This is a genomic window from Ralstonia sp. RRA (assembly GCF_037023145.1).
Classification (GTDB): Bacteria; Pseudomonadota; Gammaproteobacteria; order Burkholderiales; family Burkholderiaceae; genus Ralstonia.
Genome location: NZ_CP146091.1, coordinates 546,226 through 570,740 on the forward strand (window position 1 = coordinate 546,226; position 24,515 = coordinate 570,740).

General features: G+C 65.7%; 22 protein-coding genes. 12 read left to right on the plus strand and 10 right to left on the minus strand.

The window, feature by feature from the left end:
* Window positions 1-25 precede the first annotated feature (25 nt).
* From V6657_RS02675 to V6657_RS02695, 5 genes are read right to left on the minus strand one after another with little or no spacing between them, the layout of a single operon-like run.
* On the minus strand, window positions 26-607 hold the full coding sequence (locus tag V6657_RS02675) for a DUF2946 family protein (RefSeq protein WP_048934097.1): 582 nt from the start codon (window positions 605-607) through the stop codon (window positions 26-28).
* On the minus strand, window positions 600-1,697 hold the full coding sequence (locus tag V6657_RS02680; protein ID WP_048934098.1) for a YheT family hydrolase: 1,098 nt from the start codon (window positions 1,695-1,697) through the stop codon (window positions 600-602). The genes V6657_RS02675 and V6657_RS02680 overlap by 8 nt, the downstream gene beginning before the upstream one ends.
* Before the next feature lie 36 nt (window positions 1,698-1,733).
* Entirely contained in the window at window positions 1,734-2,174 is a 441-nt protein-coding gene (locus V6657_RS02685; protein WP_039600699.1) for a nuclear transport factor 2 family protein, read from the minus strand.
* Window positions 2,175-2,219: 45 nt separating this feature from the next.
* Window positions 2,220-3,245 (minus strand): lipopolysaccharide heptosyltransferase II, encoded by a 1,026-nt coding sequence (gene waaF / locus V6657_RS02690; RefSeq protein ID WP_048934099.1) that lies wholly within the window; start codon window positions 3,243-3,245, stop codon window positions 2,220-2,222.
* Between the two features lie 52 nt (window positions 3,246-3,297).
* A complete protein-coding gene (locus V6657_RS02695; RefSeq protein WP_048934100.1) occupies window positions 3,298-3,495 on the minus strand; it encodes a zinc-finger domain-containing protein in 198 nt (65 codons plus the stop codon).
* Between the two features lie 338 nt (window positions 3,496-3,833).
* Here V6657_RS02695 and V6657_RS02700 point away from each other — a divergent pair, with 338 nt between their 5' ends.
* From V6657_RS02700 to rarD, 3 genes are read left to right on the plus strand one after another with little or no spacing between them, the layout of a single operon-like run.
* Window positions 3,834-4,628 (plus strand): AzlC family ABC transporter permease, encoded by a 795-nt coding sequence (locus tag V6657_RS02700; RefSeq protein ID WP_048934101.1) that lies wholly within the window; start codon window positions 3,834-3,836, stop codon window positions 4,626-4,628.
* Window positions 4,625-4,948, plus strand: a complete 324-nt coding sequence (locus V6657_RS02705) for an AzlD domain-containing protein (protein WP_048934102.1) — start codon at window positions 4,625-4,627, stop codon at window positions 4,946-4,948. Before V6657_RS02700 ends, V6657_RS02705 begins: the two co-directional genes overlap by 4 nt.
* Window positions 4,945-5,859: an EamA family transporter RarD gene (gene rarD / locus V6657_RS02710; RefSeq protein WP_048934103.1), complete on the plus strand. Its 915-nt coding sequence runs from the start codon at window positions 4,945-4,947 to the stop codon at window positions 5,857-5,859. Before V6657_RS02705 ends, rarD begins: the two co-directional genes overlap by 4 nt.
* Here rarD and V6657_RS02715 read toward each other — a convergent pair.
* Window positions 5,845-7,740, minus strand: coding sequence for a M66 family metalloprotease (locus tag V6657_RS02715; RefSeq protein ID WP_082170213.1), 1,896 nt, complete (start codon window positions 7,738-7,740; stop codon window positions 5,845-5,847). The two genes, rarD and V6657_RS02715, sit on opposite strands and share 15 nt — an antisense overlap.
* 179 nt (window positions 7,741-7,919) lie before the next feature.
* Between V6657_RS02715 and V6657_RS02720 the strand changes: the two genes are divergently transcribed.
* The 8 genes from V6657_RS02720 to V6657_RS02755 all read left to right on the plus strand — a co-directional run bounded on the left by V6657_RS02720 (window position 7,920) and on the right by V6657_RS02755 (window position 16,843).
* Complete coding sequence (locus V6657_RS02720; protein WP_048934104.1) at window positions 7,920-9,131, plus strand: phosphoglycerate kinase; 1,212 nt, start codon at window positions 7,920-7,922, stop codon at window positions 9,129-9,131.
* Between the two features lie 60 nt (window positions 9,132-9,191).
* On the plus strand, window positions 9,192-10,631 hold the full coding sequence (pyk, locus tag V6657_RS02725; protein ID WP_048934105.1) for a pyruvate kinase: 1,440 nt from the start codon (window positions 9,192-9,194) through the stop codon (window positions 10,629-10,631).
* Between the two features lie 89 nt (window positions 10,632-10,720).
* The gene (gene fba / locus V6657_RS02730) at window positions 10,721-11,785 is read left to right on the plus strand and encodes a class II fructose-bisphosphate aldolase (protein ID WP_048934106.1); all 1,065 of its coding nucleotides are present in this window, start codon (window positions 10,721-10,723) and stop codon (window positions 11,783-11,785) included.
* Window positions 11,786-11,854: 69 nt separating this feature from the next.
* Window positions 11,855-12,835, plus strand: a complete 981-nt coding sequence (locus V6657_RS02735) for a phosphoribosylaminoimidazolesuccinocarboxamide synthase (protein WP_248694712.1) — start codon at window positions 11,855-11,857, stop codon at window positions 12,833-12,835.
* A 15-nt stretch (window positions 12,836-12,850) separates the two neighbouring features.
* Window positions 12,851-13,360, plus strand: a complete 510-nt coding sequence (purE, locus tag V6657_RS02740; RefSeq protein ID WP_048934186.1) for a 5-(carboxyamino)imidazole ribonucleotide mutase — start codon at window positions 12,851-12,853, stop codon at window positions 13,358-13,360.
* A 20-nt stretch (window positions 13,361-13,380) separates the two neighbouring features.
* Complete coding sequence (locus V6657_RS02745) at window positions 13,381-14,616, plus strand: 5-(carboxyamino)imidazole ribonucleotide synthase (protein ID WP_048934107.1); 1,236 nt, start codon at window positions 13,381-13,383, stop codon at window positions 14,614-14,616.
* A gap of 16 nt (window positions 14,617-14,632) precedes the next feature.
* Window positions 14,633-15,637: an L-threonylcarbamoyladenylate synthase gene (locus tag V6657_RS02750; RefSeq protein ID WP_048934108.1), complete on the plus strand. Its 1,005-nt coding sequence runs from the start codon at window positions 14,633-14,635 to the stop codon at window positions 15,635-15,637.
* A gap of 159 nt (window positions 15,638-15,796) precedes the next feature.
* On the plus strand, window positions 15,797-16,843 hold the full coding sequence (locus V6657_RS02755; protein ID WP_048934109.1) for an SGNH/GDSL hydrolase family protein: 1,047 nt from the start codon (window positions 15,797-15,799) through the stop codon (window positions 16,841-16,843).
* 464 nt (window positions 16,844-17,307) lie between these two features.
* Here V6657_RS02755 and mobB read toward each other — a convergent pair whose 3' ends face one another.
* The 4 genes from mobB to V6657_RS02775 all read right to left on the minus strand — a co-directional run bounded on the left by mobB (window position 17,308) and on the right by V6657_RS02775 (window position 23,064).
* Window positions 17,308-17,844, minus strand: a complete 537-nt coding sequence (gene mobB, locus V6657_RS02760; protein ID WP_048934110.1) for a molybdopterin-guanine dinucleotide biosynthesis protein B — start codon at window positions 17,842-17,844, stop codon at window positions 17,308-17,310.
* Window positions 17,841-19,388, minus strand: a complete 1,548-nt coding sequence (gene dacB, locus V6657_RS02765) for a D-alanyl-D-alanine carboxypeptidase/D-alanyl-D-alanine-endopeptidase (RefSeq protein WP_048934111.1) — start codon at window positions 19,386-19,388, stop codon at window positions 17,841-17,843. Before dacB ends, mobB begins: the two co-directional genes overlap by 4 nt.
* A gap of 139 nt (window positions 19,389-19,527) precedes the next feature.
* The gene (gene ligD / locus V6657_RS02770) at window positions 19,528-22,128 is read right to left on the minus strand and encodes a DNA ligase D (RefSeq protein WP_048934112.1); all 2,601 of its coding nucleotides are present in this window, start codon (window positions 22,126-22,128) and stop codon (window positions 19,528-19,530) included.
* 18 nt (window positions 22,129-22,146) lie between these two features.
* A complete protein-coding gene (locus tag V6657_RS02775; RefSeq protein WP_048934113.1) occupies window positions 22,147-23,064 on the minus strand; it encodes a Ku protein in 918 nt (305 codons plus the stop codon).
* A gap of 184 nt (window positions 23,065-23,248) precedes the next feature.
* Here V6657_RS02775 and V6657_RS02780 point away from each other — a divergent pair, with 184 nt between their 5' ends.
* A complete protein-coding gene (locus tag V6657_RS02780) occupies window positions 23,249-24,457 on the plus strand; it encodes an MFS transporter (RefSeq protein WP_048934114.1) in 1,209 nt (402 codons plus the stop codon).
* The last annotated feature ends 58 nt before the right edge of the window (window positions 24,458-24,515 follow it).

The following is a 24,515-nucleotide window of genomic DNA, read 5'->3' on the forward strand; positions in this document are numbered from 1 at the left end:
CGGCACGCGCAGCCGCCACTCATTGCTACGCCGTGGGATGCGGCACGAATCCGTAGCGCCGAGCGACTTCTGCGCGATGAATCGGCTCGATGTCGAAGGTGCGATCGCCGATGGTGAGCGTGCCGAGTGCGGCGCCGCATGCGTCTCCGTGCCATTGCGCGAGCGACGAGAACGGCTCCAGGTCGTGGTCGTGCAGCACGGCGATGGTGTCTTCTGTATCCCAACCCGCCACTCGGCCAGACAGCAGCACGTTGCCTTGTTCGTCGGCAAAACAGCCGTTGGGCGCGAAGGCCGACCCTGTTGTGGTGGTGAAGCTGGGGACTGCGCCATCCGCCACCAACCGGACAATCCACGGCGTGTAATCCAACTCCACAAACACGCGTTGCGGCCCGTTCTGAAAGAACCACCGCCCCGCATCATCGTGCGCGTAGTTGCGGACGATGAAATCGATGAGCGATGGGTGGCGGATCGGATCGCCTGACAGCTTGTTGGCCTGCGCAAACTCGTTGCGCATGCGCCATTGGCCCCGGCGGTCCAGTGCCAGCCAGCCGAAGCAGTTCGGCACGTTTGGCCACTTGGCCATCGCCTGACGGACGATGTCATCCATGGGAATCTGCGTCTCCGGTCTGCACCGGGCGACCGAGTACGTCATCAAAGAAACGCAGCACGCGTGCGGGCATCCAGTCGATGCGGCCGGCCATGTTGCGCAGGCCGCTGTCGTGGCGCAGCAGGAAGCCGACGTGGCCGCCATGTTGCGGCTGGTCCAGTACGACGTCCGATGAGACGTCGGCTGGACCGGGCAGATGCTGGCCGGGCAGGAAGGGATCATTGCGCGCGTTGAGCACCAGCGCCGGCACGCGCACGTCGCGCAGGATCGGCTTGGACGACGCACGCGTCCAGTAGTCCAGCACGTCGTGATAACCGTGCAGCGGCGCAGTGACGAGGTTGTCGAATTCGCTCAGGTTGCGCGAGGCCAGCATGGCGGCCCGGTCGTACAGACCGGGGTGCTGGTCGAGCTTCGCGCTGGCTTTTTCCTTGAGCGTGCGCAGGAACATGCGCGTGTACACCATGTTGAAGCCACGCGACAGCGCAGCGCCGCCAGCACGCATGTCGAGTGGCGCAGAGACCGTTGCCGCAGCGCTCAGGTGGCGTGCGTCGGTACCGTGCTCACCCAGATAGCGCAGCAGCGCATTGCCGCCCAGCGAGATGCCCACGGCAAGCAACTTGCGGCCCTGGGGCTCGCAGACCGTTCGATATAGCCGCTCAAGAATCCACGCGATTTCAGCACCGTCGCCGCAGTGGTACATGCGGGGTGCGCGGTTCATCTCGCCGGAGCAGCCACGGAAGTGTGGGATCACGCCAGGCCAGCGGCGCGCGCGTAGCGCATCCATCAGCAGGCTCGCGTAGTGGCTGCGCGAATCGCCCTCCAGGCCGTGGAACATGACGACGAGCGGCGCGTGCGCATCGGTGTCATGTGTGGTCCAGTCGAGATCGATGAAGTCCTGGTCGGGCGTGTCCCAGCGTTCGCGCCGGTAGGTGATGCGCGGAAAGCGCCAGAGGCGCGCCGGCACAATCGTCTGCGCATTGCCGCCGATCAGCCACCACGGCGAGCGGAACGCGTGCGGCTCGAACGGCCCCGCCAGCATGGCGCCGAGGTTCAGTTCAACGGGGGCAGCTTGGCGGAACGAGCGGGTCATCGGACGAATGCATCAGCCACGCCCAGCGCGGCCGGTTTAGTGCAGGGAGTGTGTGGCGCTGGAGATGGAGGCCGCCACGCGTTCTTCTGCCGCCTGGCTGGAATGCACGTGGGCGATGCGCCAGCCTTCGTGGTTCTGCATCAGCACGTAGGTCGTGTGCACGTACAGATCCGCTTCGGTGGCGGTGGCAGAGAAGCGCAGCGCTTCAGTCGCCTCGAAAATCGACACGCCCAGTGAGGAGTGCACCTGTTGAGAGAGGCACTCGATCCACACCGGGTTCTTCTCGACCAGCGCATCCAGGCAGCCGCGCAGTTGCTCGTGGCCGTGCAGGCGCTGGCCGTCGGGCAGGATGAAGCTCACAGAATCCTCGTCCAGCCACAGCCGGAGCGCGCCATCGGCATCGCGGCGCTTGAGCGCATCGCGATAGGCTTCGAGGATGTCCTCGGCGGCTTCGAACAGGCGGGCAAATCGTGGCATGGCGGCTGGACGTTCAGGGAAGGACTGCGGACAAGCGTTACGAATCTATGCCGGCTGCAACAGCCGGCGCAACTCATGAAACACCATCTCGGGGCCGATGTCGCGCAGGCAGCGCAAGTGGCCCAGTGGGCATTCGCGCGCAAAGCACGGACTGCACTCCAGATGGAGCCACATGATACTCGCAGCGGGCGACAGGGGCGGCGTATGGCGCGGGTCGCTGGAGCCGAACACGGCAACCTGCGGGCGCCCCAGGGCGGCCGTCACGTGCATCAGGCCCGAGTCGTTGCAGATGGCGGCTTCGGATCGTGCAAGCAGTTCGATGGCCTCGTCCAGCGAGGTCTCACCGCACAGGTTGCGCACGAAGGGCGCGCGCTCGACGATGGCGTTGGCCATCTCACGGTCCTTGCCCGAACCGAGCGCGACGATCTGCGCATACGGGAACGAGCGGCGCAGCATCTGAGCAAGCTCGGCGAAGTGCTCGGCGGGCCAGCGCTTGGCGGGGCCGTATTCGGCGCCAGGGCAGAAGGCGACCAGGCGCGCATTACCGGGAATCTCGAACTTGGCCGAGGTGGCGGCCACGCGCTGTACGTCAACGTTCAGCTTCGGGTCGGGCAGGGCGTCGGGCAGCTTGGCACCGGGCTTGAAGGCCAGCGCGGCATAGTGCTGCACCATCGGCGGACGCGCGTTCTTGGGCGGATTCGGGTAGCGCACGTTCAGCACGCCCAGGCGCGACTCGCCCTTGTAACCGATGCGCAGCGGAATGCCGGCCAGCCACGGAATCAGCGCGCTCTTGAACGAGTTCGGCAGCACGTAGGCCGCGTCGAACGTCTCGTTCTTGAGCTGCTGGGCGAACATCGTGCGGCTACCGAGCTGCAGCTTGCCGTGCGCGAGGTCGGTCGGCAGCACGCGGGCAATCTCGGGCATGCGTGCGAGCACCGGCGCGACCCACTTGGGCGCGATGGCGTGGATCTGCGCGCGGGGGTGCCGCGCCTTGATCTGCGCAAACAGCGGTTGCGCCATCAGCGCATCACCGATCCAGTTGGGGGCGACGACGAGGATCTTGCGCATCATCGACTCGCCGGGCGTACGTTGCGACCGGCGTCGTACGGCATGTGAAGACGGCTCAATGGTGGCCCTTCAGTTCAACGCCGGGAGCCAGCTTGTAGACGGTGCCGCAATACGGGCACTTGACCTCGCCGGTGTCGGCGATGTCGAGGAACACGCGCGGGTGGTAGTTCCAGGCCGGGGTCTTGGCGGTCGGGCAGTGCAGCGGCAGGTCGTCTGCGCCGATTTCGATTGTGGGTGCGGTTTGCGTGGTCATGATGAGGTGGAGTGCCGGTGCGGTCTAAGCAGGTCAGCCGCGCCTTGGTCTGGGCCGCAAATTCAAATGCCGAAAATTTCGACGAAGAGGCGAAATTGTAAGGGGTGGGCGCGGGCGCGCCAACGCCGATTGTTGCACTGCGTGGCGCCCGGCACGAATCGTTGTACCGGACAAGGCGCATGCTCATTGACGTTAAGCGGACGCTTAACATCAAAAGTATAATCATCCGTTTCCTACGAGCCACCCATGTCGCCCCCGACGCATCCGCGCCCGCGCGCTGCCGGCAGCCTTTGTCCGGACCCAAAAAAAGAGACGAATGCGCCGCTTAAGGGGGTGTCATGCCGCTAGTCCGCTGGGGCGCAGCGCTGCAACGCCGCTGGCAGGCCATCGACCCCGCCGAGCGCGCCGGCTTCTTTGCCGGCATCCGCGCTTACGCACCGTCGCTGCCGCCGGTGTTCACCTGGGGCGTGGTGACAGGCGTGGCGATGAGCAAGTCGGTGCTGACCATTCCGCAGGCGATCGGCATGACGATCTTCGTCTATGCGGGGTCGTCGCAGTTGGCCGTGCTGCCGCTGCTGGCAGCGGGGCTGCCGATCTGGACGGTGCTGCTGACGGCGTTCATCGTCAACGTGCGCTTCATCATCTTCAGCGCGGGGCTCGCGCAGCATTTCGGGCACCTGCCGTTTGTGCGGCGGGTGGTCCTGGGCGTGTTCAACGGCGATCTGCCGTTTGTGCTGTTCACCCAGAAATATCCCTCCGCGGCGCCGGAGGCAGGCAAGGAAGGGTACTACTGGGGCATGGTCCTGCTGAGCTTCGTGGCTTGGCAGGTGTCGTCCATCCTGGGCATCGTCGCGGCGAGCCTGTTTCCTGACGCGTGGGGCCTGGCGCTGGCTGGGACGCTCGCGCTGATCCCTGTCATGGTGTCGACCATTCGTAGCCGTGCCACTCTCATGGCGGTGGCCGTGGCGGCGGTGCTGGCGCTGGTTGCCTTCAAGCTGCCGTATCGATTGAGCCTGGTGATTGCCGTCACCGGCGCCATGGCTGCAGGCCTGGCCGCTGATGAGGCCGCCGCGCGCCTGCAATGGCAGCGCCGCCGTGCGGCACAGCCGGTGGCCGAGGAGGAGGACGCATGAGCGCGCTGGAGATCTGGCTGGTCATCGCGGGGATGACGGTGGTGACGATCGTCACGCGTTCGCTGTTCCTGATCGTGGGCGACAAGGTTGCGCTGCCGATGCGCCTGCAGCACGCGCTGCGCTTTGCGCCAGCCGCAGCGCTCATCGCCATCGTGCTGCCTGACCTGCTCTGGAATCAGGGTCACTTCGATGCGACCTGGACCAACCCGAGGTTGATGGCCGGTGTTGCGGCCACCGCGTTCTATGTGGCGACGCGGCGCATGCTGGGCATGATCTTTGTCGGCATGGGGGTGTTCACCGTGCTGCGTCTCTGGGGATGACTGTGTCGGGCTCCGCTTCCACGCGCAATGGCGTGATCTTCGCCTTCCTGGCCTACACGATGTGGGGCCTGTTTCCTCTGTACTTCAAGCTGCTCAAGGCTGTGTCGCCAGTGGAGATCCTGTCGCACCGGGTGATCTGGTCATTGGCGGTGATGGTGGTGATCCTGCTCGTCAAGCGCCACTGGGCGTGGCTGTGGGCGCTGCGCACGCAGCCGCGCGTGGTGGGGCGCTACGCGGCCAGCACTGCACTGCTGGCGGCCAACTGGCTGACCTACATCTGGGCGGTCAACCATGACCACGTGCTCGACGCGAGCCTGGGCTACTTCATCAACCCGCTGGTGGTGGTGATGTTGGCTGCGCTGGTGCTGGGCGAGCGGTTGCGGCCGGTGCAGTGGGTATCGGTGGCGTTGGCGGCGGCCGGCGTGGCATGGCTCACGTGGCAGGCCGGCACGCTGCCGTGGATCGCGCTGGCGCTGGCGTTTTCGTTCGGGTTCTATGGCTTGCTGCGCAAGACTTCGCCGCTGGGCGCACTGGAGGGGCTGACGCTGGAGACGCTGCTGCTGTTTCCGCTGGCGCTGGCTTATCTGGGCTGGCTGGCTGCGCAGCAGCAGAACGCTTTCCTGGCTGCGTCGCCCGGCATGCAGTTGCTGCTGGCGCTGGCCGGTCCGCTGACGGCGTTGCCGTTGCTGCTGTTCGGCGCTGGGGCGCGGCGCATTCCGCTGTCGCTGCTGGGGCTGCTGCAGTACGTGAGCCCCACACTGCAGCTGCTGCTGGGCGTGTGGCTCTACAACGAGCCGTTTGCCGGGCCGAAGGTGGCGGGCTATGTGCTGATCTGGATCGGCCTGGCGGTCTACAGTGCCGAGAGCGCGCTGCGTCTGCAGCGTCGCCCCCAGGTGTCACCGGCTAAGTAGCACCGTCGGCGTGGCGGGCACGCCGTTCCACGCCATCGGTGTATCCAGCAGTTCCACCTTGGTGATGGCCTTGTCGCCAGGCACGTTGATGGTCCACAGCTTGAAGCTGTCGCCGCTGGTCGGGTCCGTTGTGCTGGCGGCGGGTGTGCCGGTCGGGCTGAACCACGGGCGGAAGCCGCCTTGCAGCACACGCGTGATCTGCGAGCCATCGGCGTAGGTCACGCGCACGGTGTAGTCGCAGCCGCTGGCGTGGCAGTACCACGCATACGTGCCGGTGTTGGGCACGATGGCAGCGCGGTCGGCAGCGCTGGCCGGGTCAAACGTCTGGATCAGGTTGCCCGTGAACGGCAGCGGCGGATAGATCTGCGAGACACCCGCCGTGCCCGCGCGGCTCAACGTGATGGCGATGGCGTAGACCGGTACGTTGGTCTGCGTCGGCAGGTTCTGGTTGATGCCGTACAGGCCGTTGCTGGTGGTCGTGGGCGTGTAGGCCACGCGGGCCTGGGTGGTCGTATTCCACTGGCTGTAACCGGTGGGCGAAGCCGCGTCGACCAGGATGCGGTTCTGCAGCCAAGCCTGCATTTTTCCCGTATTGAAATCCGAGAACGTCGCGAACTTGTAGCCCGGCGATTGATCGCCCGCGCCGCCCTGCATCGGGTCTTGCTTGATGCACCGGTTGGCGGAATCGGTCTGGTGGCCAGTCGCACAGTTGGCGTAGCTGCTGGCCGTGGTCGGCACGCGGATGTCGAGGAACTGGTTCTTGTTCGGGTCGTAGCCCCATACCGAACCGGTCAGGCTGCCGCCCGCGTACGGATACGTGCCGGCGGTATAGGCATCGCCCGCATGCGGCAAGCCGAACGCATGGCCCTGCTCGTGGATGAAGATGCCGGTGTAGTTTTGGTCGCCCACGCCCGCATTGCCACCGCCGAGGCCGCCGCCGAGGGACACCGGCTTGTTCGTCACCGGGTCGACCGGCAGGATCGGCGCGTAGTACTGGTTGTTGGTCGGGCCTTCGCCGTTGGCGTTGCGCAGGCTCTGGATCAGGCTGAGCACCGAACTCATCACCGCGTAGCCTTCCTTCTGCTGGCTCATGGCCGTGACCACGTAGGCCGGCTGCGCTACGTTGGCGCTGTCTGCACGCGGCGCGATCACCATGCTGGGCCACGACACGCGCCCGATCGGGTGATTGGCTGCCGTCAGTGCCGAGACCGGCCACTTGGCGAAGATCTCCTGCTGCGTCACGGCGTCCGGCGCCTTGACGGTCGACAGCGGCGTCGTATTCGAATCGTTCGCGCCAAAGAGGTAGAACGGCAGTACACGCAGCGTGATGTCGGCGTTGGTGCCGAAGCTGGGCGTGTGGCTGGTGCTGGCGGTGTAGTTGGCTGCCGATACGCGGAACGCCGTGCCGGGCACCATCCACGTGGCAGGTACGGTCACGCTCCAGCGGTCGGTTGCGTACGGGCGGCCGGCAGATTCCGTGGGCGGCAGGGAGGCTGGCGCATTCAGCGCCAGGCTGCCGACCAGCGCGCCGTTGCGCCAGGCTTCCAGCTTCGGTTGCTGCACGTCTGCCTGACCGATCGACACCAGCGCCAGTGCTCCGCGATTGCCGGTGAGCTGCAGCGTGCCGGTGGTGTTCGGCAGCGTCCAGGTGATGCCGCCCTCAGGCAGCACATGCGTCTGCGCAAACTCCAGCTTGTTCAGCGCGAGTGGGCCGGCGGCCGGCGTGGTGGGCGAACTGGGAGTGCCGGTCGATCCGCCGTCCGGTTGGGTGCTCGATGTGGTGCTGGTGGCGCCACCATCGCCGCCGCCGCAAGCGGTCAGCAATAGGGTGGTCAAGGCGGCCGCCAGCGCGGCGCGGCCCAGGATTGGCGCTTGGCTCATGGAAAACTCCCGACGTATTTATGTTTATTGGTGCGCACATTCTAGCTTTGTGGAGGATTGTGAAGCTAGGCGCGCTCCCCTAGTCAGGGGATTCGGGGTTTCGTTCGTCCGTTTTACGGCGAGGGTGCAAGGGTGATCAGGTAAAATCGTCGTTTTCCGCGATTCCTACTGTTGCTGCCATGCCTCACGTCCTGCGTCTGTCCGATCTCATCTCCGAAGGCAAACTTGCCGGCAAGCGCGTGTTTATCCGCGCCGACCTCAACGTGCCGCAAGACGACGCCGGCAACATCACCGAAGACACCCGCATCCGCGCTTCCGTGCCGGCCATCGAGGCTGCGCTGGGCGCCGGTGCTGCCGTGATGGTCACGTCGCACCTGGGCCGCCCGACCGAGGGCGAATTCAAGCCGGAAGATTCGCTGGCGCCGGTGGCCAAGCGCTTGGCTGAGCTGCTGGGCCGTGATGTGAAGCTGGTGCAGAACTGGGTTGATGGTGTGGAAGTGGCGCCCGGCCAGGTCGTGCTGCTGGAAAACTGCCGCGTGAACAAGGGCGAGAAGAAGAACAGCGACGAACTGGCCCAGAAGATGGCCAAGCTGTGCGACGTCTACGTCAACGATGCCTTTGGTACCGCCCACCGCGCGGAAGCTACCACCCACGGTATCGCCAAGTTCGCCCCGGTGGCCTGTGCTGGTCCGCTGCTGGCCGCTGAACTGGACGCGCTGGGCAAGGCACTGGGCCAGCCGGCACGCCCGCTGGTCGCTATCGTGGCTGGCTCCAAGGTGTCGACCAAGCTGACCATCCTCAAATCGCTGGCCGACAAGGTGGACAACCTGATCGTCGGCGGCGGCATCGCCAACACGTTCATGCTGGCTGCCGGCCTGAAGATCGGCAAGTCGCTGGCCGAAGCCGATCTGGTGGGCGATGCCAAAGCCATCATCGAAGCGATGGCCGCCCGCGGCGCCTCGGTGCCCATTCCCGTTGATGTGGTTTGCGCCAAGGAATTCAGCGCAACCGCGGCTGCCACCGTCAAGGACGCAAAGGACGTGGCAGACGACGACATGATTCTCGACATCGGCCCGAAGACCGCCGCGCAACTGGCTGATCAGTTGAAGGCTGCCGGCACCATCGTGTGGAACGGCCCGGTCGGCGTGTTCGAGTTCGACCAGTTCGGCAACGGCACCAAGGTGCTGGCCGAGGCGATTGCTGCCTCGTCGGGCTTCTCGATTGCAGGCGGCGGCGACACGCTGGCTGCCATCGCCAAGTACAACATCGCCGACAAGGTGGGCTATATCTCCACCGGCGGCGGTGCGTTCCTGGAGTTCCTGGAAGGCAAGACGTTGCCGGCCGTGGAGATCCTCGAGCAGCGCGCACAGAACCAGGCAACCACGGCCTGATTGCGCGGCTTGACTCCACATCGGCTCGCATTGCCCAATAACACCAACGAGACACCGCCCATGACCCGCGCCACCAAGATCGTCGCCACGCTCGGCCCCGCGTCCAGCACGCAGGAAGTCCTGACCCGCATGATCTCGGCGGGGGTGGACGTGGTGCGGCTGAACTTCTCGCACGGCACCGCGCAGGATCACATCGACCGCGCACAGCTCGTGCGTGAGGTGGCGCGCTCGGTGGGTCGCGAAGTGGCCATCATGGCCGACCTGCAGGGCCCGAAAATCCGCGTCGGCAAGTTCGAGAACGGCAAGATCACGCTGAACCCGGGCGACCGCTTTACGCTGGATGCGCGTTGCGAACTGGGCAACCAGGAGCGCGCCGGCCTCGACTACAAGGAACTGCCGCGCGACGTCGGCCCCGGTGACTTGTTGCTGCTCAACGACGGCCTGATCGTGCTGCAGGTCGAGCGCGTGGTGGGCGAAGAGATCGAAACCATCGTCAAGATCGGCGGCGAGCTGTCCAACAACAAGGGCATCAACCGCCAGGGCGGCGGGCTGTCGGCACCCGCGCTGACGGCCAAGGACATGGAAGACATCAAGACCGCGATGGCGCTGGGCGCCGATTACGTCGCGGTCAGCTTCCCAAAGAACGCCACTGACATGGAAATGGCGCGCCAACTGGCCGTGGTGGCCGGTGCGCCGCACAACCACAAGCCGCGCATGATCGCCAAGATCGAGCGCGCCGAGGCCATCCGCCCGGGTGTGCTCGAAGAGATCCTGGCCGCGTCCGACGGCATCATGGTCGCCCGTGGTGACTTGGCGGTGGAAGTGGGCAACGCGGCGGTGCCGGCGCTGCAGAAGCGCATGATCAAGCTCGCGCGCGAAGCCAACAAGCTCACCATCACCGCCACGCAGATGATGGAATCGATGATCGTCAACCCGGTGCCGACGCGCGCCGAGGTGTCGGACGTCGCCAACGCCGTGCTCGATGGCACCGATGCCGTGATGCTCTCCGCCGAGACCGCCGCAGGCCGCTATCCCGTAGAGACCATCGAAGCCATGGCAGCCATCTGCGTGGAAGCCGAGAAGTCGCAACCGGTGCACCTGGACACGGACTTCCTCGAACAGACGTTCAGCCGTATCGACCAATCGATCGCCATGGGGGCGCTGTTCACGGCCTACCATTTACAGGTGAAGGCGATTGCCGCACTGACCGATTCCGGCGCCACCGCGTTGTGGATGAGCCGTCACGGTATCAACGTGCCGATCTATGCGATGACGCCCAATGTGGGCTCGCAACGCAAGATGGCGCTGTACCGCAACGTGCAGGCGTTGTCGATGGCCACCAGCTCCGACCGCGACGAGGCGCTGCATCAGGCGGAAGAGCTGCTGGTTGCGCGCGGCGTCGTGCAGCGCGGCGACTTCATCGTCCTGACCGTCGGCGAGCCGATGGGGCAGGCGGGCGGCACCAACACACTCAAGATTGTCCGCGTCGGCATGCACTGAGGCCTGACGCCCACGACGGAACGTAGATTGCTAGCCAAACAAGATACGTTCCTGAGAACCGAATACAGATCGACCCATAGGAGAAAACCATGCCACTCGTTTCCATGCGCCAACTGCTGGACCACGCCGCTGAAAACGGCTACGGCCTGCCGGCATTCAACGTGAACAACCTGGAGCAAGTCCAGGCCGTGATGGAAGCCGCCAAGGAAACCGGCGCGCCGGTGATCCTGCAAGCCAGCGCAGGCGCTCGCAAGTACGCCGGCGAGTCCTTCATCAAGCACCTGATCCAGGCCGCCGTTGAAGCCTATCCGGAGATCCCGCTGGTGATGCACCAGGATCACGGCCAAAGCCCGGCGATCTGCCAAGGCGCCATCGACCTGGGCTTCGGCTCGGTCATGATGGACGGCTCGCTGCGTGAAGACGGCAAGACCCCGGCCGACTTCGACTACAACGTCGACGTGACGCGCCGCGTGGTGGAAATGGCCCACAAGGTTGGCGTGACGGTGGAAGGCGAACTCGGCTGCCTGGGCTCGCTGGAAACCGGCATGGCTGGCGAGGAAGACGGCATTGGCGCTGAAGGCGTGCTCGACCACTCGTCGCTGCTGACCGATCCGGAAGAGGCTGCCCAGTTCGTCAAGGCGACCCAGCTCGACGCCCTGGCCATCGCCATCGGCACGAGCCACGGCGCGTACAAGTTCTCGCGCAAGCCCACGGGCGACATCCTGGCGATCAGCCGCGTGAAGGAAATCCACGCGCGCATCCCGAACACCCACCTGGTGATGCACGGCTCGTCCTCCGTGCCGCAAGAGCTGCTGGCCATCATCAACCAGTACGGCGGCAAGATGAAGGAAACCTACGGCGTGCCGGTCGAAGAGATCCAGGAAGCCATCAAGTACGGCGTGCGCAAGATCAACATCGACACCGACATCCGCCTGGCAATGACCGGCGCGGTGCGCAAGTTCCTGGCTGAAAACCCGGACAAGTTCGATGCCCGCGAGTGGCTCAAGCCCGCGCGCGAAGCTGCCAAGCAGGTCTGCAAGGCACGCTACATCCAGTTCGGCTGCGAAGGCCAGGCCGGCAAGATCAAGCCGATCGGCCTGTCGGTGATGGCAACCGACTACGCAAACGGCAAGCTGGCGCAAGTGGTGCAATAAGCATTTCGCGTCACAATGAGCAAACGGCTGGCTCTGCGCCAGCCGTTTTGCATGGGGCCGGCACGTATAATGTCGGCCTTCCACGTTTTTCACCTTCCACTGGGTTCCGCCGTGTCCGCCGCCGTTAATAACCCCGCCGCCGCATCCTCCGCCCTTTATGAATCGTCGATCACCAGCCTGCCGTTGCTCGGCCGCGGCAAGGTGCGCGAGAACTACGCTGTCGGCGACGACAAGCTGCTGATGGTCACCACCGACCGCCTGTCGGCGTTTGACGTGATCCTCGGCCAACCGATTCCGGACAAGGGCAAGGTGCTCGCGCAGATGTCGGACTTCTGGTTCAACAAGCTGCGCCACATCGTGCCGACGCACGAAACGGGCATCGCACCGGAAACCGTGGTGGCCCCGAATGAAGTCGACCAGGTGCGCGGCCGCGCCATCGTAGTCAAGCGCCTCAAACCGATCCTGGTGGAAGCCGTGGTGCGCGGCTACCTGGCCGGCAGCGGCTGGAAGGACTACCAGGCCACCGGCGCTGTGTGCGGTGTGCAGTTGGCCCCCGGCCTGCAGAACGCGCAGAAGCTGCCCGAGCCGATCTTCACCCCCGCCGCCAAGGCCGAGATGGGTGAGCATGACGAGAACATCTCCTTCGATGAAGTCGAGCGCCGCATCGGCCCGGCCCTCGCCGCGCAGATCCGCGACGTGAGCATCCGTCTGTACAAGGAAGCCTCCGACTTTGCCGCCACGCGCGGCATCATCATTGCTGACACCAAGTTTGAGTTCGGCCTGGACGAGAACGGCACCCTCACGCTGATGGACGAGGCGCTCACCGCCGATTCGTCGCGCTTCTGGCCGGCCGATTCGTACCAAGTGGGCACCAACCCGCCGTCGTTCGACAAGCAATTCGTGCGCGACTGGCTCGAAGCCGTGCGCATCGACGGCCAGCCGTGGCCGAAGACTGCACCGGCGCCGCAATTGCCCGCCGACGTGATCGAAAAGACCGCCAGCAAGTACCGTGAAGCACTGACCCGCCTGACCGGCGAGTCGCTGCGTTAAACCGGAGCGATGACGATGACCGTACAGCAATCCGCTCCGCTCGTTGGCGTGGTGATGGGCTCCAGCTCCGACTGGGAAATCATGCGCCACGCCGTCGACATGCTCACCCAGTTCGGCATTCCGTTTGAGGCGCAGGTCGTCTCGGCGCACCGCATGCCGGACGACATGTTCCGCTACGCTGAAGCCGCACGCGGCCGGGGTTTGCGCGCCATCATCGCCGGTGCCGGCGGGGCGGCGCACTTGCCGGGCATGATCGCCGCCAAGACCATCGTGCCGGTGTTCGGCGTGCCGGTGCCGTCCAAGTACCTGCGCGGCGAAGATTCGCTGCTCTCCATCGTGCAGATGCCCAAGGGCATTCCGGTGTCGACGTTTGCCATCGGCGAAGCGGGTGCGGCCAATGCGGCGCTCGCGGCCATCGCCACCATCGCCACGACCGATTCGGCACTGGCCGACAAGCTCGAAGCCTTCCGCGCGCAACAAACCGAAGTGGCACGCGGCATGACGCTGCCTGTGCACGGCGCCTAAGCAACTCCTGATACCGATTCATGGCCGACGACCTGAACCCGCGCCTGGCGCAAGCCCACACCGCGGAATCCCGCGCGCTGAACGTTCCCAACGCGATCCTGCCCGATGCCTGGCTGGGCATGCTCGGTGGCGGCCAGCTCGGCCGCATGTTCGCGCACGCCGCGCAGGCGATGGGCTACAAGGTGTGCGTGTTGGACCCGGATCCGAGCAGCCCCGCCGGCACCATCGCCGAGCGTCACCTGTGCGCCGGTTACACCGATGAAGCCGCGCTGGCCGAAATGGCCGCGCTGTGCCCGGCCGTCACCACCGAATTCGAGAACGTGCCGGCGCAAGCGCTGGACAAGCTTGAGCAACTTGGCGCATTCGTTGCGCCGCGCGCCAACTGCGTGTCGATCGCGCAGAACCGCATCGCCGAAAAGAAATTCTTCGCGCTGTGCGCCGCCCGCACTGGCATCCACCCGGCTCCGAGCTGGGTGATCGAGCACGAAGCCGATATCGAGCAACTGCCCGCCGACATCCTGCCCGGCATCCTGAAGATTGCCCGCATGGGCTATGACGGCAAGGGCCAGGCGCGCGTGTCCACCATCGACGAGCTGCGCGCTGCCTGGAGCGCCATGCAGCACGTGCCGTGCGTACTGGAAAAGATGCTGCCGCTGGCGTACGAAGTGTCCGTGCTGGCCGCCCGCGGCGCTGACGGCACCACCGCCACCTGGCCGCTGGCCGAGAACGAGCACCGCGACGGCATCTTGTTCTCGACCATCATGCCGTCGCGCAGCGTGTCGGACGACATCGCCACGCGCACGCGTGCCGCCGCCGCGATGATCGCGGAAGAGATGGGCTACGTCGGCGTGCTGTGCATCGAGTTCTTCGTGCTGCAGGACGGCTCGCTGATCGCCAACGAAATGGCGCCGCGCCCGCACAATTCTGGCCACATCACCATGGATGTGTGCGAGACCAGCCAGTTCGAGCAGCAAGTGCGCGCCATGGCCCGCCTGCCGCTGGGCAGCACGCGTCAGCACTCGCCGGGGCGCATGCTGAACGTGCTGGGCGACGTGTGGTTCGAGTACGGCCTGGAGCGCACGCCTGCGTGGCACGAGGTCATGGGCCACAGCGGCGCCAAGGTCCACCTGTACGGCAAGGCCGATGCGCGCCCGGGCCGCAAGATGGGCCACGTCAACTGCGTCGGCACGTCGCCTGAAGTGGTGGACGAAGCCTTCCGCCACGCCGCGCATGTGCTCGGCCTGCAGCCGGATTAAGCGAGCACGTATCACCATGCACAAGTCGACCACGCCCTACGTCATGCCTTCGCGCGAGCGCCTGGATGAAGCCGCGCGCAAGCTGGAGGCGGGCGAGCTGGTCGCCTTTCCGACCGAGACCGTTTACGGCCTCGGCGCCGATGCCGAAAACCCGCAGGCCATCGCCAAGATCTACGCGGCCAAGGGTCGGCCATCCAACCATCCGGTGATCGTGCATGTGGTCGATGGTGCGGACATCTCCTACTGGTCTGACGATGTACCCGGCATCGCGCTTCAACTCATCGAAGCCTTCTGGCCGGGGCCACTCACGCTCATTCTGAAACGCGCGCCGCACATTCCGGCTGCAGTAGCAGGCGGGCAGGACAGCATCGGGCTGCGTTGCCCGTCGCATCCGGTGGCGCAGGCCCTGCTCTCGCGGTTCAAGCGCGGACGCGGTGGCATTGCGGCACCCTCGGCCAACAAGTTCGGCCAGGTCAGCCCCACCACCGCACAGCATGTGCGTGATGAATTCGGCGATGCCGTGTTCGTGCTCGAAGGTGACGGCGTTGACGTGGGCATTGAATCCACCATCGTCGATCTATCGCGTCTGGACCAGGGCATCGGCCCGGTGCTGCTGCGCCCCGGTGCCATCACCCCCGAAGACATCGAGCGCGTGACCGGCGAGATGCCCGCACTGCCCGATGCTGCCGCGCCGCGCGCTTCCGGTACGCTGAAGGCGCACTACGCGCCGCGCACGCCGCTGTATCTGCTTGCTGCTGCCGAAGTGCCCGCACGTCTGGCAGCGTTGCAACCCGGCAAGCGCATCGTCTGGCTGGGCGCCCCCGTGGCATTGCCGGCCGGCTGCGACCAGCAGGCTGCACCCGCCACCCCTGCGGCCTACGCCAACGCGCTATATGCGCTGCTGCGCGAGCTCGATCGCGGCGGTTATGACGCGATCTGGGTAGAAACCCTAGCCGACACGCCCGCCTGGGCAGCCGTCAACGATCGCCTGCGTCGCGCGGCCGCTGCATTCGCGGCTTAGTTTGAGTCGGCCCTCTAATTCTTCCGGCGCGCGCGTTCGTCGAACGGGCGTCTACGTCGCTACACTTGGTCGTTGTGTCGTTCGGCGTGCTTCAAACGCGCGCCGCGGTCACGTACCGCGGCACCACAGACCATAAAAATTCCGTACGGGAGACAGACCATGAAGTTGCGTCAATGGATGGGCGTCGCATCGGCAGCCCTCGCCTTGGGCCTGACCGCTTGCGGCGGCGAATCCGATCAGAGCGGTAGCAGCAATAGCGGCAACCCCAAGGTTCAGCGCATGGTGGTGTTCGGCGACAGCCTGAGCGACGCCGGTACCTACACGCCGGCGGCAGCCCCTGTGGGCGGCGGCAAATTCACCACCAACCCTGGTCCGGTGTGGGCGGAAACCGTGGCATCGCAACTGGGCGTGGCACTCACGCCGGCGGTGATGGGTTACGCAAACCAGGTGCAGACCTGCCCGAAACCCGGTTGCTTCGACTATGCGCAAGGCGGTTCGCGCGTGACCGATGTGAATGGGATCGGCCACAACGGCGGCACAGGCGCGCTGACCTATCCGGTCAAGCAACAGCTCGCCAACTTCTACGCGGCCAGCAACAACACGTTCAACGGTAGCGGCGACGTGGTGTTCGTGTTCGGCGGCAACAACGACATCTTCTACTGGGCTGCTGCTGTGGCCACGCCGGGTTCGGGTGTGACGCCGGCCATCGCCACCGCACAGGTGCAGCAGGCCGCGACCGATCTGGTCAGCTACGTCAAGGACATGATCAGCAAGAACGCGACGCAGCTCTACGTGTTCAACCTGCCGGACAGCAGCCTGACGCCACAGGGTGTATCGGGCGGCCCGCAAGGCCAGGCACTGCTGCATGCACTGGTGGGCGTGTTCAATACCACGCTGCAAACCGGCCTGGCGGGCACCACTGCTCGCGTGATCGACTTCAACTCGCAACTGACCGCCGTGATCCAGAACGGCACGCAGTTTGGCTTCAGCAACACCAGCACGCCGGCTTGCGATGCGACCAAGATCAACGCACTGGTGCCGAGCGCTGGCGGCAGCTCGCTGTTCTGCTCGGCCAACACGCTGGTGGCAGCGGGGGCGGATCAGTCCTACCTGTTTGCCGACGGTGTGCACCCGACCACGGGTGGCCATCGCCTGATCGCCAGCAACGTGCTGCAACGCCTGTTGGCGGACAGCCTGATGCACTGATCCGGCTAGTCCCGACGTAAGCAAGACGCCCGCGCAAGCGGGCGTTTTCTATTCGATGACCGGGTTGAGCACGCAGCGCGCGGCCGGGTAGCGCTTGGGCAGGCGGACTTTGACCGTGCGCCCCACGCCATCGGTGGTGCCGAAGATCACGCTATCGTTTTCGCCGGCCTTGGGCGGTTTGCCGACGATGGTGTGGTCCGGCAGGAACAGGCGTTAGCGCGCGTTGGGCATCGGTTTGCCGGTCGAAGGATCGATCAGCACGAACTGGTGGACCTGTGCGCTGCGGCCGAGCGTGGCTGTCGGGGCGATCCAATCGCGCGCGGCAGCAGGTAGGGCAGCGCAAAAAAATGCCGCGCAAGAAGCGCGGCAGACAGACGGGAAAGCATGTTGTTGGGAGGGGGGCTGGCGAAAAAATTCAACGCCCCATCATAGCCAAGCTGCTTCGCCCAGATGTTAAGAGTGCTTCATGTGGATGCTTTTGCAATCTGCTGCACGGCAAATCGGTACACCGCGTCGACATCGTTCAGGTTGAGCACGGTCACGCCTTCTGGTACCTGAACCGCATCCACTGCATCCGTGGCAACCGCCACCACACCACCGATCTCCGGCCACAGCGGCGCGCGACCTAGCGAAGGGCGGAAGATCTCAATCTTGGGGAAGTCACTGCGCTTGTAGCCCTCCACGATCACCACGTCGGTCTCGGGAGACAGCAGTGCCAGCACGTCGGCCAGCTCCGGTTCTTGTGCGGGGGCAAACTCGCGCATCAGCACGAGGCGCTCACCGCCCACCAGCACCACCTCGGCGCTACCGGCCGAGCGCATGCGGTGTGAATCCTTGCCCGGCGTGTCGAGATCGAAACCGTGATGCGTGTGCTTGACGGCGGCCACGCGGCGCCCATCGCGCACGAAGCGCGCGATGAGCTGCTCGATGAGCGTGGTCTTGCCGCTGCCCGAGGTGCCCGTAATGCCGAGCAGTGCCGTGTGCGTGGTCGGCTGGGTCATCGCGGTGCGCCCTGGTAGATCCATTGCAGCAGGGCGTCGTGTGCAGCCTGACCGGCGCCGGCGTTCGGGTGGTTGATCATGCTGACGACCACGAAGCGCTCGCCGTTTTCGCCTTCCACATAACCGGCGATGGCGCGCACGTCGTTGAGCGTACCGGTCTTGATCTCGGCATTGCCGGCCACGCCGGCGCGCGTGAGGCGGTTGCGCATGGTGCCGTCCACACCCACCACGGGCAGCGCGTCGCGCAGGATGCCGCCGTTCGGGTTGGCATCGGCCTGTTGCAGCAGGCGCCCCATGTTGCGCGCACTGATGCGTTCCGTGCGCGACAGGCCCGAGCCGTTCTCCAGCACCAGTTCCGGCATCGTCAGGTTCTGCTTGGCCAGCCAGCGGTTGATGACCTCGGTCGATTGCGGCACCGAGGCAGGCTTGCGGCCGATCTCCGCACCAATGGTGAGGAAGAGCTGGCGCGCCATCACGTTGTTCGAATACTTGTCGATGTCGTGCACGACTTCTGCCAGCGTGGGGCCGTAGTGCGTGGCCAGCAGCACGGCCTGGCGCGGCACCTTGCCCTCACGCAGGCCGGGCGTGAAGCGTGTCGTGCCGCCCGCCTGCTGCCACAGCGCCAGGAAGCCGCCCCAGATGAAGTCCGCATGCGTGAGCGCGGCGATGTTGTAGACGCGTTCTCCACACGCGGCGGCATAGCGGCCGTCGAAGCTGGCGAGCACATGGCCGTCTGTCTGCGTGGTGATGTTGGCGCCGGAGGCCGTCTTCCAGTCGCCGCAGCCGCCGCGCGTGGTGCGCAGCTGGTTGTCGATCTGCAACTGCGCCAGCGGCGGCGACACATCGATGTTGACCGCGCCGTTGCCGGCGTCCGGCGTGAGCGTGAAGGTGAGCGTTTTGAACGAATACAGCAGCGCATCGGGCGCCACGTTGTAGGCACGTCCGCTGTCGCCGTCGAGCGGTGGCGCTTCAGACAGGCCGTTCTCGAAATACGTGCGGTCCAGCACGATGTTGCCAGCGAGTTCATCCACGCCGGCGCGGCGCACGTCGCTCACCAGCTTGACCAGCTCTTCGGGAATCAGCTTCGGATCGCCCTGGCCGCGCAGGTAGAGGTTGCCGTTGAGCGTGCCGTTGATGGGCTGGTTGTCGGCATAGGCCGTGGTCTTCCAGCGGAAGTTGGGGCCCAGCAGATCCAACCCGGCAAAGGTGGTCAGCAGCTTCATGGTCGACGCTGGGTTCATGCCCGCATCGGCGTTCCACTGCAGGATGGGGTTGGCGGTGCCGGTGCGAATCACGAACACGCTTACCGCATCGAGCGGGATATGCGCACGGGCAAATGCCAGCGCCACATTGGCGGGCAACCCGGCGGGATTGCGTGCGGCCTGACGCTTCTGAACTGCGGTGGCGGCCGATGTGGCATGAGCCACCTGGGTTTTGGGTTTCTTGGCCTGCGCGATGGGCGCAGCCGTGAGGGCGAGGAGGGTCGCGCAGGCAAGCGCACAGCGCGACAGGTACGGCAAACGGGTCGAGCGAATTCGGGCCATCGGGCGGGGGCAGAGTGGGGCACACGTGCGTGCGCCAAGTGCGGACGCAGGCATGTTAACGCAGTGACCCAACACTTCGGCCGACAAGCAATCGCGGGTTCACCGCCCAATTCTTTGCGCAGGACCACCGTGTGACGGTTCAGTCATCGGCGCCGATGCGCTTGCGCATGTCGGACGTGACGGATTGGCGCGTGCCCGCGTAATCGCCCCATGGATCGCCGTCGAGCTTTGCCAGCCGGTCCGGCAACGTGCGCAACGTCCACTGTGCGGAAGACAGCAGCCCCGTCAGCTCGTCATGACGGATCGGTACCGACACCGGCAGCCCCGTTCTTGCGCGCACCGAATATGCCGCCACCGTGCTTGCGCCGCGGTTATTGCGCAGGTAGTCGATGAAGATCTTTCCCACGCGGTTCTGTGGGCCCATCTTGGCGACGAAACGGTCGGGGAAGGTGGCCGCCATGTGCTGCACCACGGCCTGTGCGAAGTCCTTGAGTGCACCCCAACCGGCAGCTTCGCGGCGTGTGAGGGGCACCACCACGTGCATGCCGCGCCCGCCGCTGGTTTTCAGGAACGCCTTCAGGCCCAGTTCATCGAGCAGGGCGAGCGTCAGTTGCGTGGCCTCGATCACCCGCGCGAAGGGCAGCGCAGGGTCAGGGTCGATATCGAAGACGACGCGGTCAGGTTGTTCGATGCGGTCAGCCAGCGCATTCCAGGTGTGGAATTCCACCGTGCCCATCTGCACCGCGCCGACCAGCGCTTGCGCCGAGCCGATTGCCAAAAGTGACGCGTGCCCCGGGTCCAGTGCTGGGTTGAGCTGCGTGATGTCCGGTAGCTTGAGCGCCGCCGCATGCTTCTGGAAAAAATGCTCGCCGTCGATGCCGTCCGGCGCGCGCACCAGCGCCACTGGCCGGTTGTACAGATGCGGCAGCATCCAGTCGGCCACGTGCGCGTAGTAGCGCGCAAGATCAGCCTTGGTGGTGCCGCTGGCCTTTTCGATGACGCGATCCGGGTGCGTGACGTCCACACCTGCGATGCGTTCCGCGCCCGGGCGGACCTTGCGTTCGGCAGCATTCACGACACGGTGCTCCTTGCGCTTGGTGGCGTTCGGCGGCTTGGCGGTTTCTCGCACGATGCTGCGTGCGGGCTTGTCGTCGCGCAAGCCCTGGAACACGGCTTGCCGCACGATGCCTTCGCGTGTCCATTCGGCAAACGCGATCTCTGCGACGCGCTCGGGTTTGACCCATTGCACGTCGCGCGCGTCGGCGCCCATGGGTGGGTTGGAAAACGGTGGTGCGTCGACCGTCAGCCCGCTGAGCTCGTGATGCAGTGCGCGCAGGCTCGTCTCGTTGAAGCCCGTGCCGACGCGGCCCGCATAGCGCAGCTTCTGTTCGCCAGGCAGCGCGCCCGCGTCGTCATACACGCCGAGAAGCAGTGCGCCAAAGTTGCTGCGGCTGCCCTTGGGGGCACTGTAGCCACCGATCACGAACTCCTGCCGCTGCCCGCATTTGAGCTTGATCCACGCGGGGCTGCGGCCGGCACGGTACGGGGCATCGGCACGCTTGCCGATCACGCCCTCAAGCGACATGTGGCACGCCGATGCAAGTAAGTCCTCCGGCGCTGCGTTGAACGTGGCGGAGAACTGGACCGCGTCGCGATCCAGATCACCCGGCGCCGCGTCGAGAATGCGCTGCAGGAGCGCCCGCCGTTCGCGCAGCGGTACGCCGCGCAGGTCCATGCCGTTGCAGAAGGGCAGGTCGAAGAGGAAGTAGACGATGCGTTCGGCGTGCGCGGTCTCGAAGGCATTCTGCAGCGCTTGGAAGTCGGGCGCGCCGTGCTCGCCCATCACCACGACTTCGCCGTCGAGCCACGCTTCACGCAGGCCGAGCGCGTGCAGTGTGCGCGCCTGCCGTGGCAGCTTGGCCGTCCAGTCGCGGCCGTTGCGGCTGAACAGGCGGGGGGCATCGCCATCGAGGCGCGCGAGGATGCGGTAGCCGTCGAACTTGACTTCGTAGTCCCACTCGCCGTGCACGGGTGGCGCATCGACCAGCGTGGCGAGTTGGGGCTCCAGTGTCTTGGGCAAAGGCGAAGGCTCGGCACCGTCCGGTGGCTGGACTGGCGCTCGCTCGGTGCGGTCTGTCTTGCGGTTTTCCGTGGCTTGCACACCGACGTTTTCCCCGCTGATCACGCTGGCGGGCAGCGCCTGTGTCACGTCGTAGTCGCCCGAGGCGCGCACCTGATCGTCGCGCTCCTTGATCAGCAGCCACTGCTCCTTCGGGCGCCTGCCGCTGCCAGGCAGGTGTGTGCGGACCAGCGCCCACGCGCCGTGCAGCTTTTCGCCATTGAGGTCGAACTTGAGCTTGCCGTCGCGGTAGGCCTTGCGCGGATCGCCATGCGGGTGCCACGTGCCGCGGTCCCACACGATCACGTCGCCGCCACCGTACTGGCCTTCCGGGATATGGCCCTCGAAATCGGCATAGTCCAGCGGATGGTCTTCTACATGCACGGCGAGGCGCTTGTCGGCCGGGTCCAGGCTTGGGCCCTTCGGGATGGCCCAGCTCTTGAGCGTGCCGTCCAGCTCGAGCCGGAAGTCGTAGTGCAGCCGCGTGGCGTCGTGCTTCTGGATCACGAAGTGCAGGGCGCCGTCGGCGCTGCGCTCGTCGGCTTTGTGGCGCGCGCCGGCGGGTTCCTGCGTCTGTGTGAAATCGCGCTTGCGGCGGTAGTCGGCGAGATGGCGTGGCATGGCGTCGGCTCCGTCGCGCTAGGTCCGTTTGCTCGTGGCCGTCTTGCGCGCGGATTTGGCGGCGGCTGGCTTCCGTGGTGCGCGCTTGCGAGGGGCGGGGGCGGCTTCCACTGCGTCGTTCGACGCGCTCGAGCCCTTGCCGCGTCGCGCGAGGCTCTGGCGCAGCAGGTCGGTCAGGTCGATCACGTTATCGGCGCGTGGTGCTGCGCGTTCGGCGTCCATGGGCTCGACCGACTCCGTGCGACCTTCGCGCACCTTGCGATCGACCAGCGCGAGGATGTCGTCGCGGAAGGTGTCGTGGTACTCCGCCGGGTCCCACGTGCCGCTCATGTCGTCGATGAGTTTTTCCGCCATGTCGATCTCCTTGGCCGTGAGCTTGGCGGCCTTCGCGCCTTCGGCGGGCACGTCGAGTTCGGACCAGTCGCGCACCTCATTGGACCACCGCAGGGTATGCAGCACCAGCACCGGCCCCAGCGGAATCAATGCGGCTAGATGTTGCTTGGTATGCAGCACGACGTTGGCCACGCCGATTTTCTGCGAACGTACCAGCGCCTCGCGCAGTAGCGCATAGACCTTTTCGCCGCGCCGATCGGGCGCCAGAAAGTAGGGCGTATCGAGGTAGAGAAACGGAATCTGCGCCGCGTCCACGAAGGTCAGCAGATCCACCGTTTGCGTGGAGACAGGGTTGGCGGCGCGGATGTCCTCGTCGGTCAGCACCACGTAGCGGTCTTTCTCATAGGCGTAGCCGCGCACGATCTGCTCGCGCGGCACTTCCTTGCCGGTGGTCTTGTTGATGCGCTTGTAGCCGACGCGGTCCATGGTGCGGCGGTCGAGCCAGTCGAAGTCCAGGTCGTCGCTGCGGGTGGCCGGATACAGTGCAACCGGAATGTGGACGAGGCCGAAGCTCACGGCGCCTTTCCAGATCACGCGAGGCATGGCGGGTCTCCCGATGCGGTGGATGCCCGTGTGGTGACGCAAGCGGCATACCTGCATCTCCGTGACCTTGCGTGATGCGTGCGCCGCGTTTGGGTTGACGCAGACGCCTGTCAGGCGGGCGCGGTAGCATGTCGCCTTTGCGGTGCGACACGTTCGCATCGCGTGGCGTTCTCCGCAGTCCTTCATGTCTTCCGAAACCGTTCAATCCATCGGCGTCTTGCAGCCACGCCGGCTTCCCCTGTCGGCCCGCGCGGCGACGATGGCGCTCTTTTTCGTCAACGGTGCAACGTTTGCGACCTGGGGGATCCACATCCCCACGGTGAAGGCGCGCTTTGGCTTGTCCGAGGCGTCGTTGTCATTGGCGATGTTCATGGTCGCCTTTGGCGCCATCCTCTCTATCAAATTTGTGGGCCGCTGGGTGGCGCGCGTTGGCACGCAGCATGCCAGCGTGCGGGGCGGCATCGCGTTCAGCGCGATGCTCGCGTTGATCATGCTGATGCCCAGCTACCCGGCGCTGCTGGTGGCGCTCTTTCTGTTTGGCATCAGCACCGTGGGGTTCGACGTGGCTATCAATGCACAGGCCACCACGGTGGAAGCCAACCATCACAAGCCAATCATTTCATCTTTGCACGGCATGTTCAGCCTGGGCGGCATGGCGGGCGCAGCGGTGGGCGGCGTGCTGTTGGAGCTGGGCGTGCCGCCGGCCGTGCACTGTGGCGGTATGGCGATCGTCTTGATGGCGACCGCGCTGTGCGCCGGGCCGTTCATGTTGCCCGATCACGTGCATGCGGAAGGCGAGCCCGCACACCCGACCACCGGACGCACGCTGTTCGTGCTGGGTCTCCTGGCCTTCTTCGGGCTGCTGGGTGAAGGCGCGATGTACGACTGGACGACCGTCTACATGCGCGAGATTGCACAATCGCCCGAGGCCGTTGCCAGCGCCGGGTATGCAGCGTTCTCAGGCGGTATGGCACTGGCGCGTTTCGGCGGTGATTTCGCGCGCGGGCGCTGGGGCAACATGCGCGTGCTGGGCGCCAGCGGCGTGCTGGCCACGGGCGGCATCCTGCTGGCGCTGCTGTGGCCAGACCCGGCGGCTGTGCTGGCCGGCTTTGCGTTGATGGGGGTGGGTGCAGCCAACATGGTGCCCATCTTTTTCATTACGGCGTCGCGCCTGCCGGGCGTGCCAGCTGCCGAGGGCATTGCGGCGGTGGCGCGTTTTGCCTATGTGGGCTTGCTGATCGGCCCGGTCATCATCGGGTTGATTGCCCACCGCTCAGATTTGCGTTGGGGGCTGTCGGTGGTGGCGCTGACGATGGCGCTGATTGCCGTGGCGGGGCCGGGGGCAATTCGGCAGAAAGGCCAGAAAGGGCAAGAAGCGCAGAATGGGGCTTAAGGGGTAACGCTGACTTTGCGCAAATCGCCAAAAAAATAGGCACTTCCTGTGCGTTGAC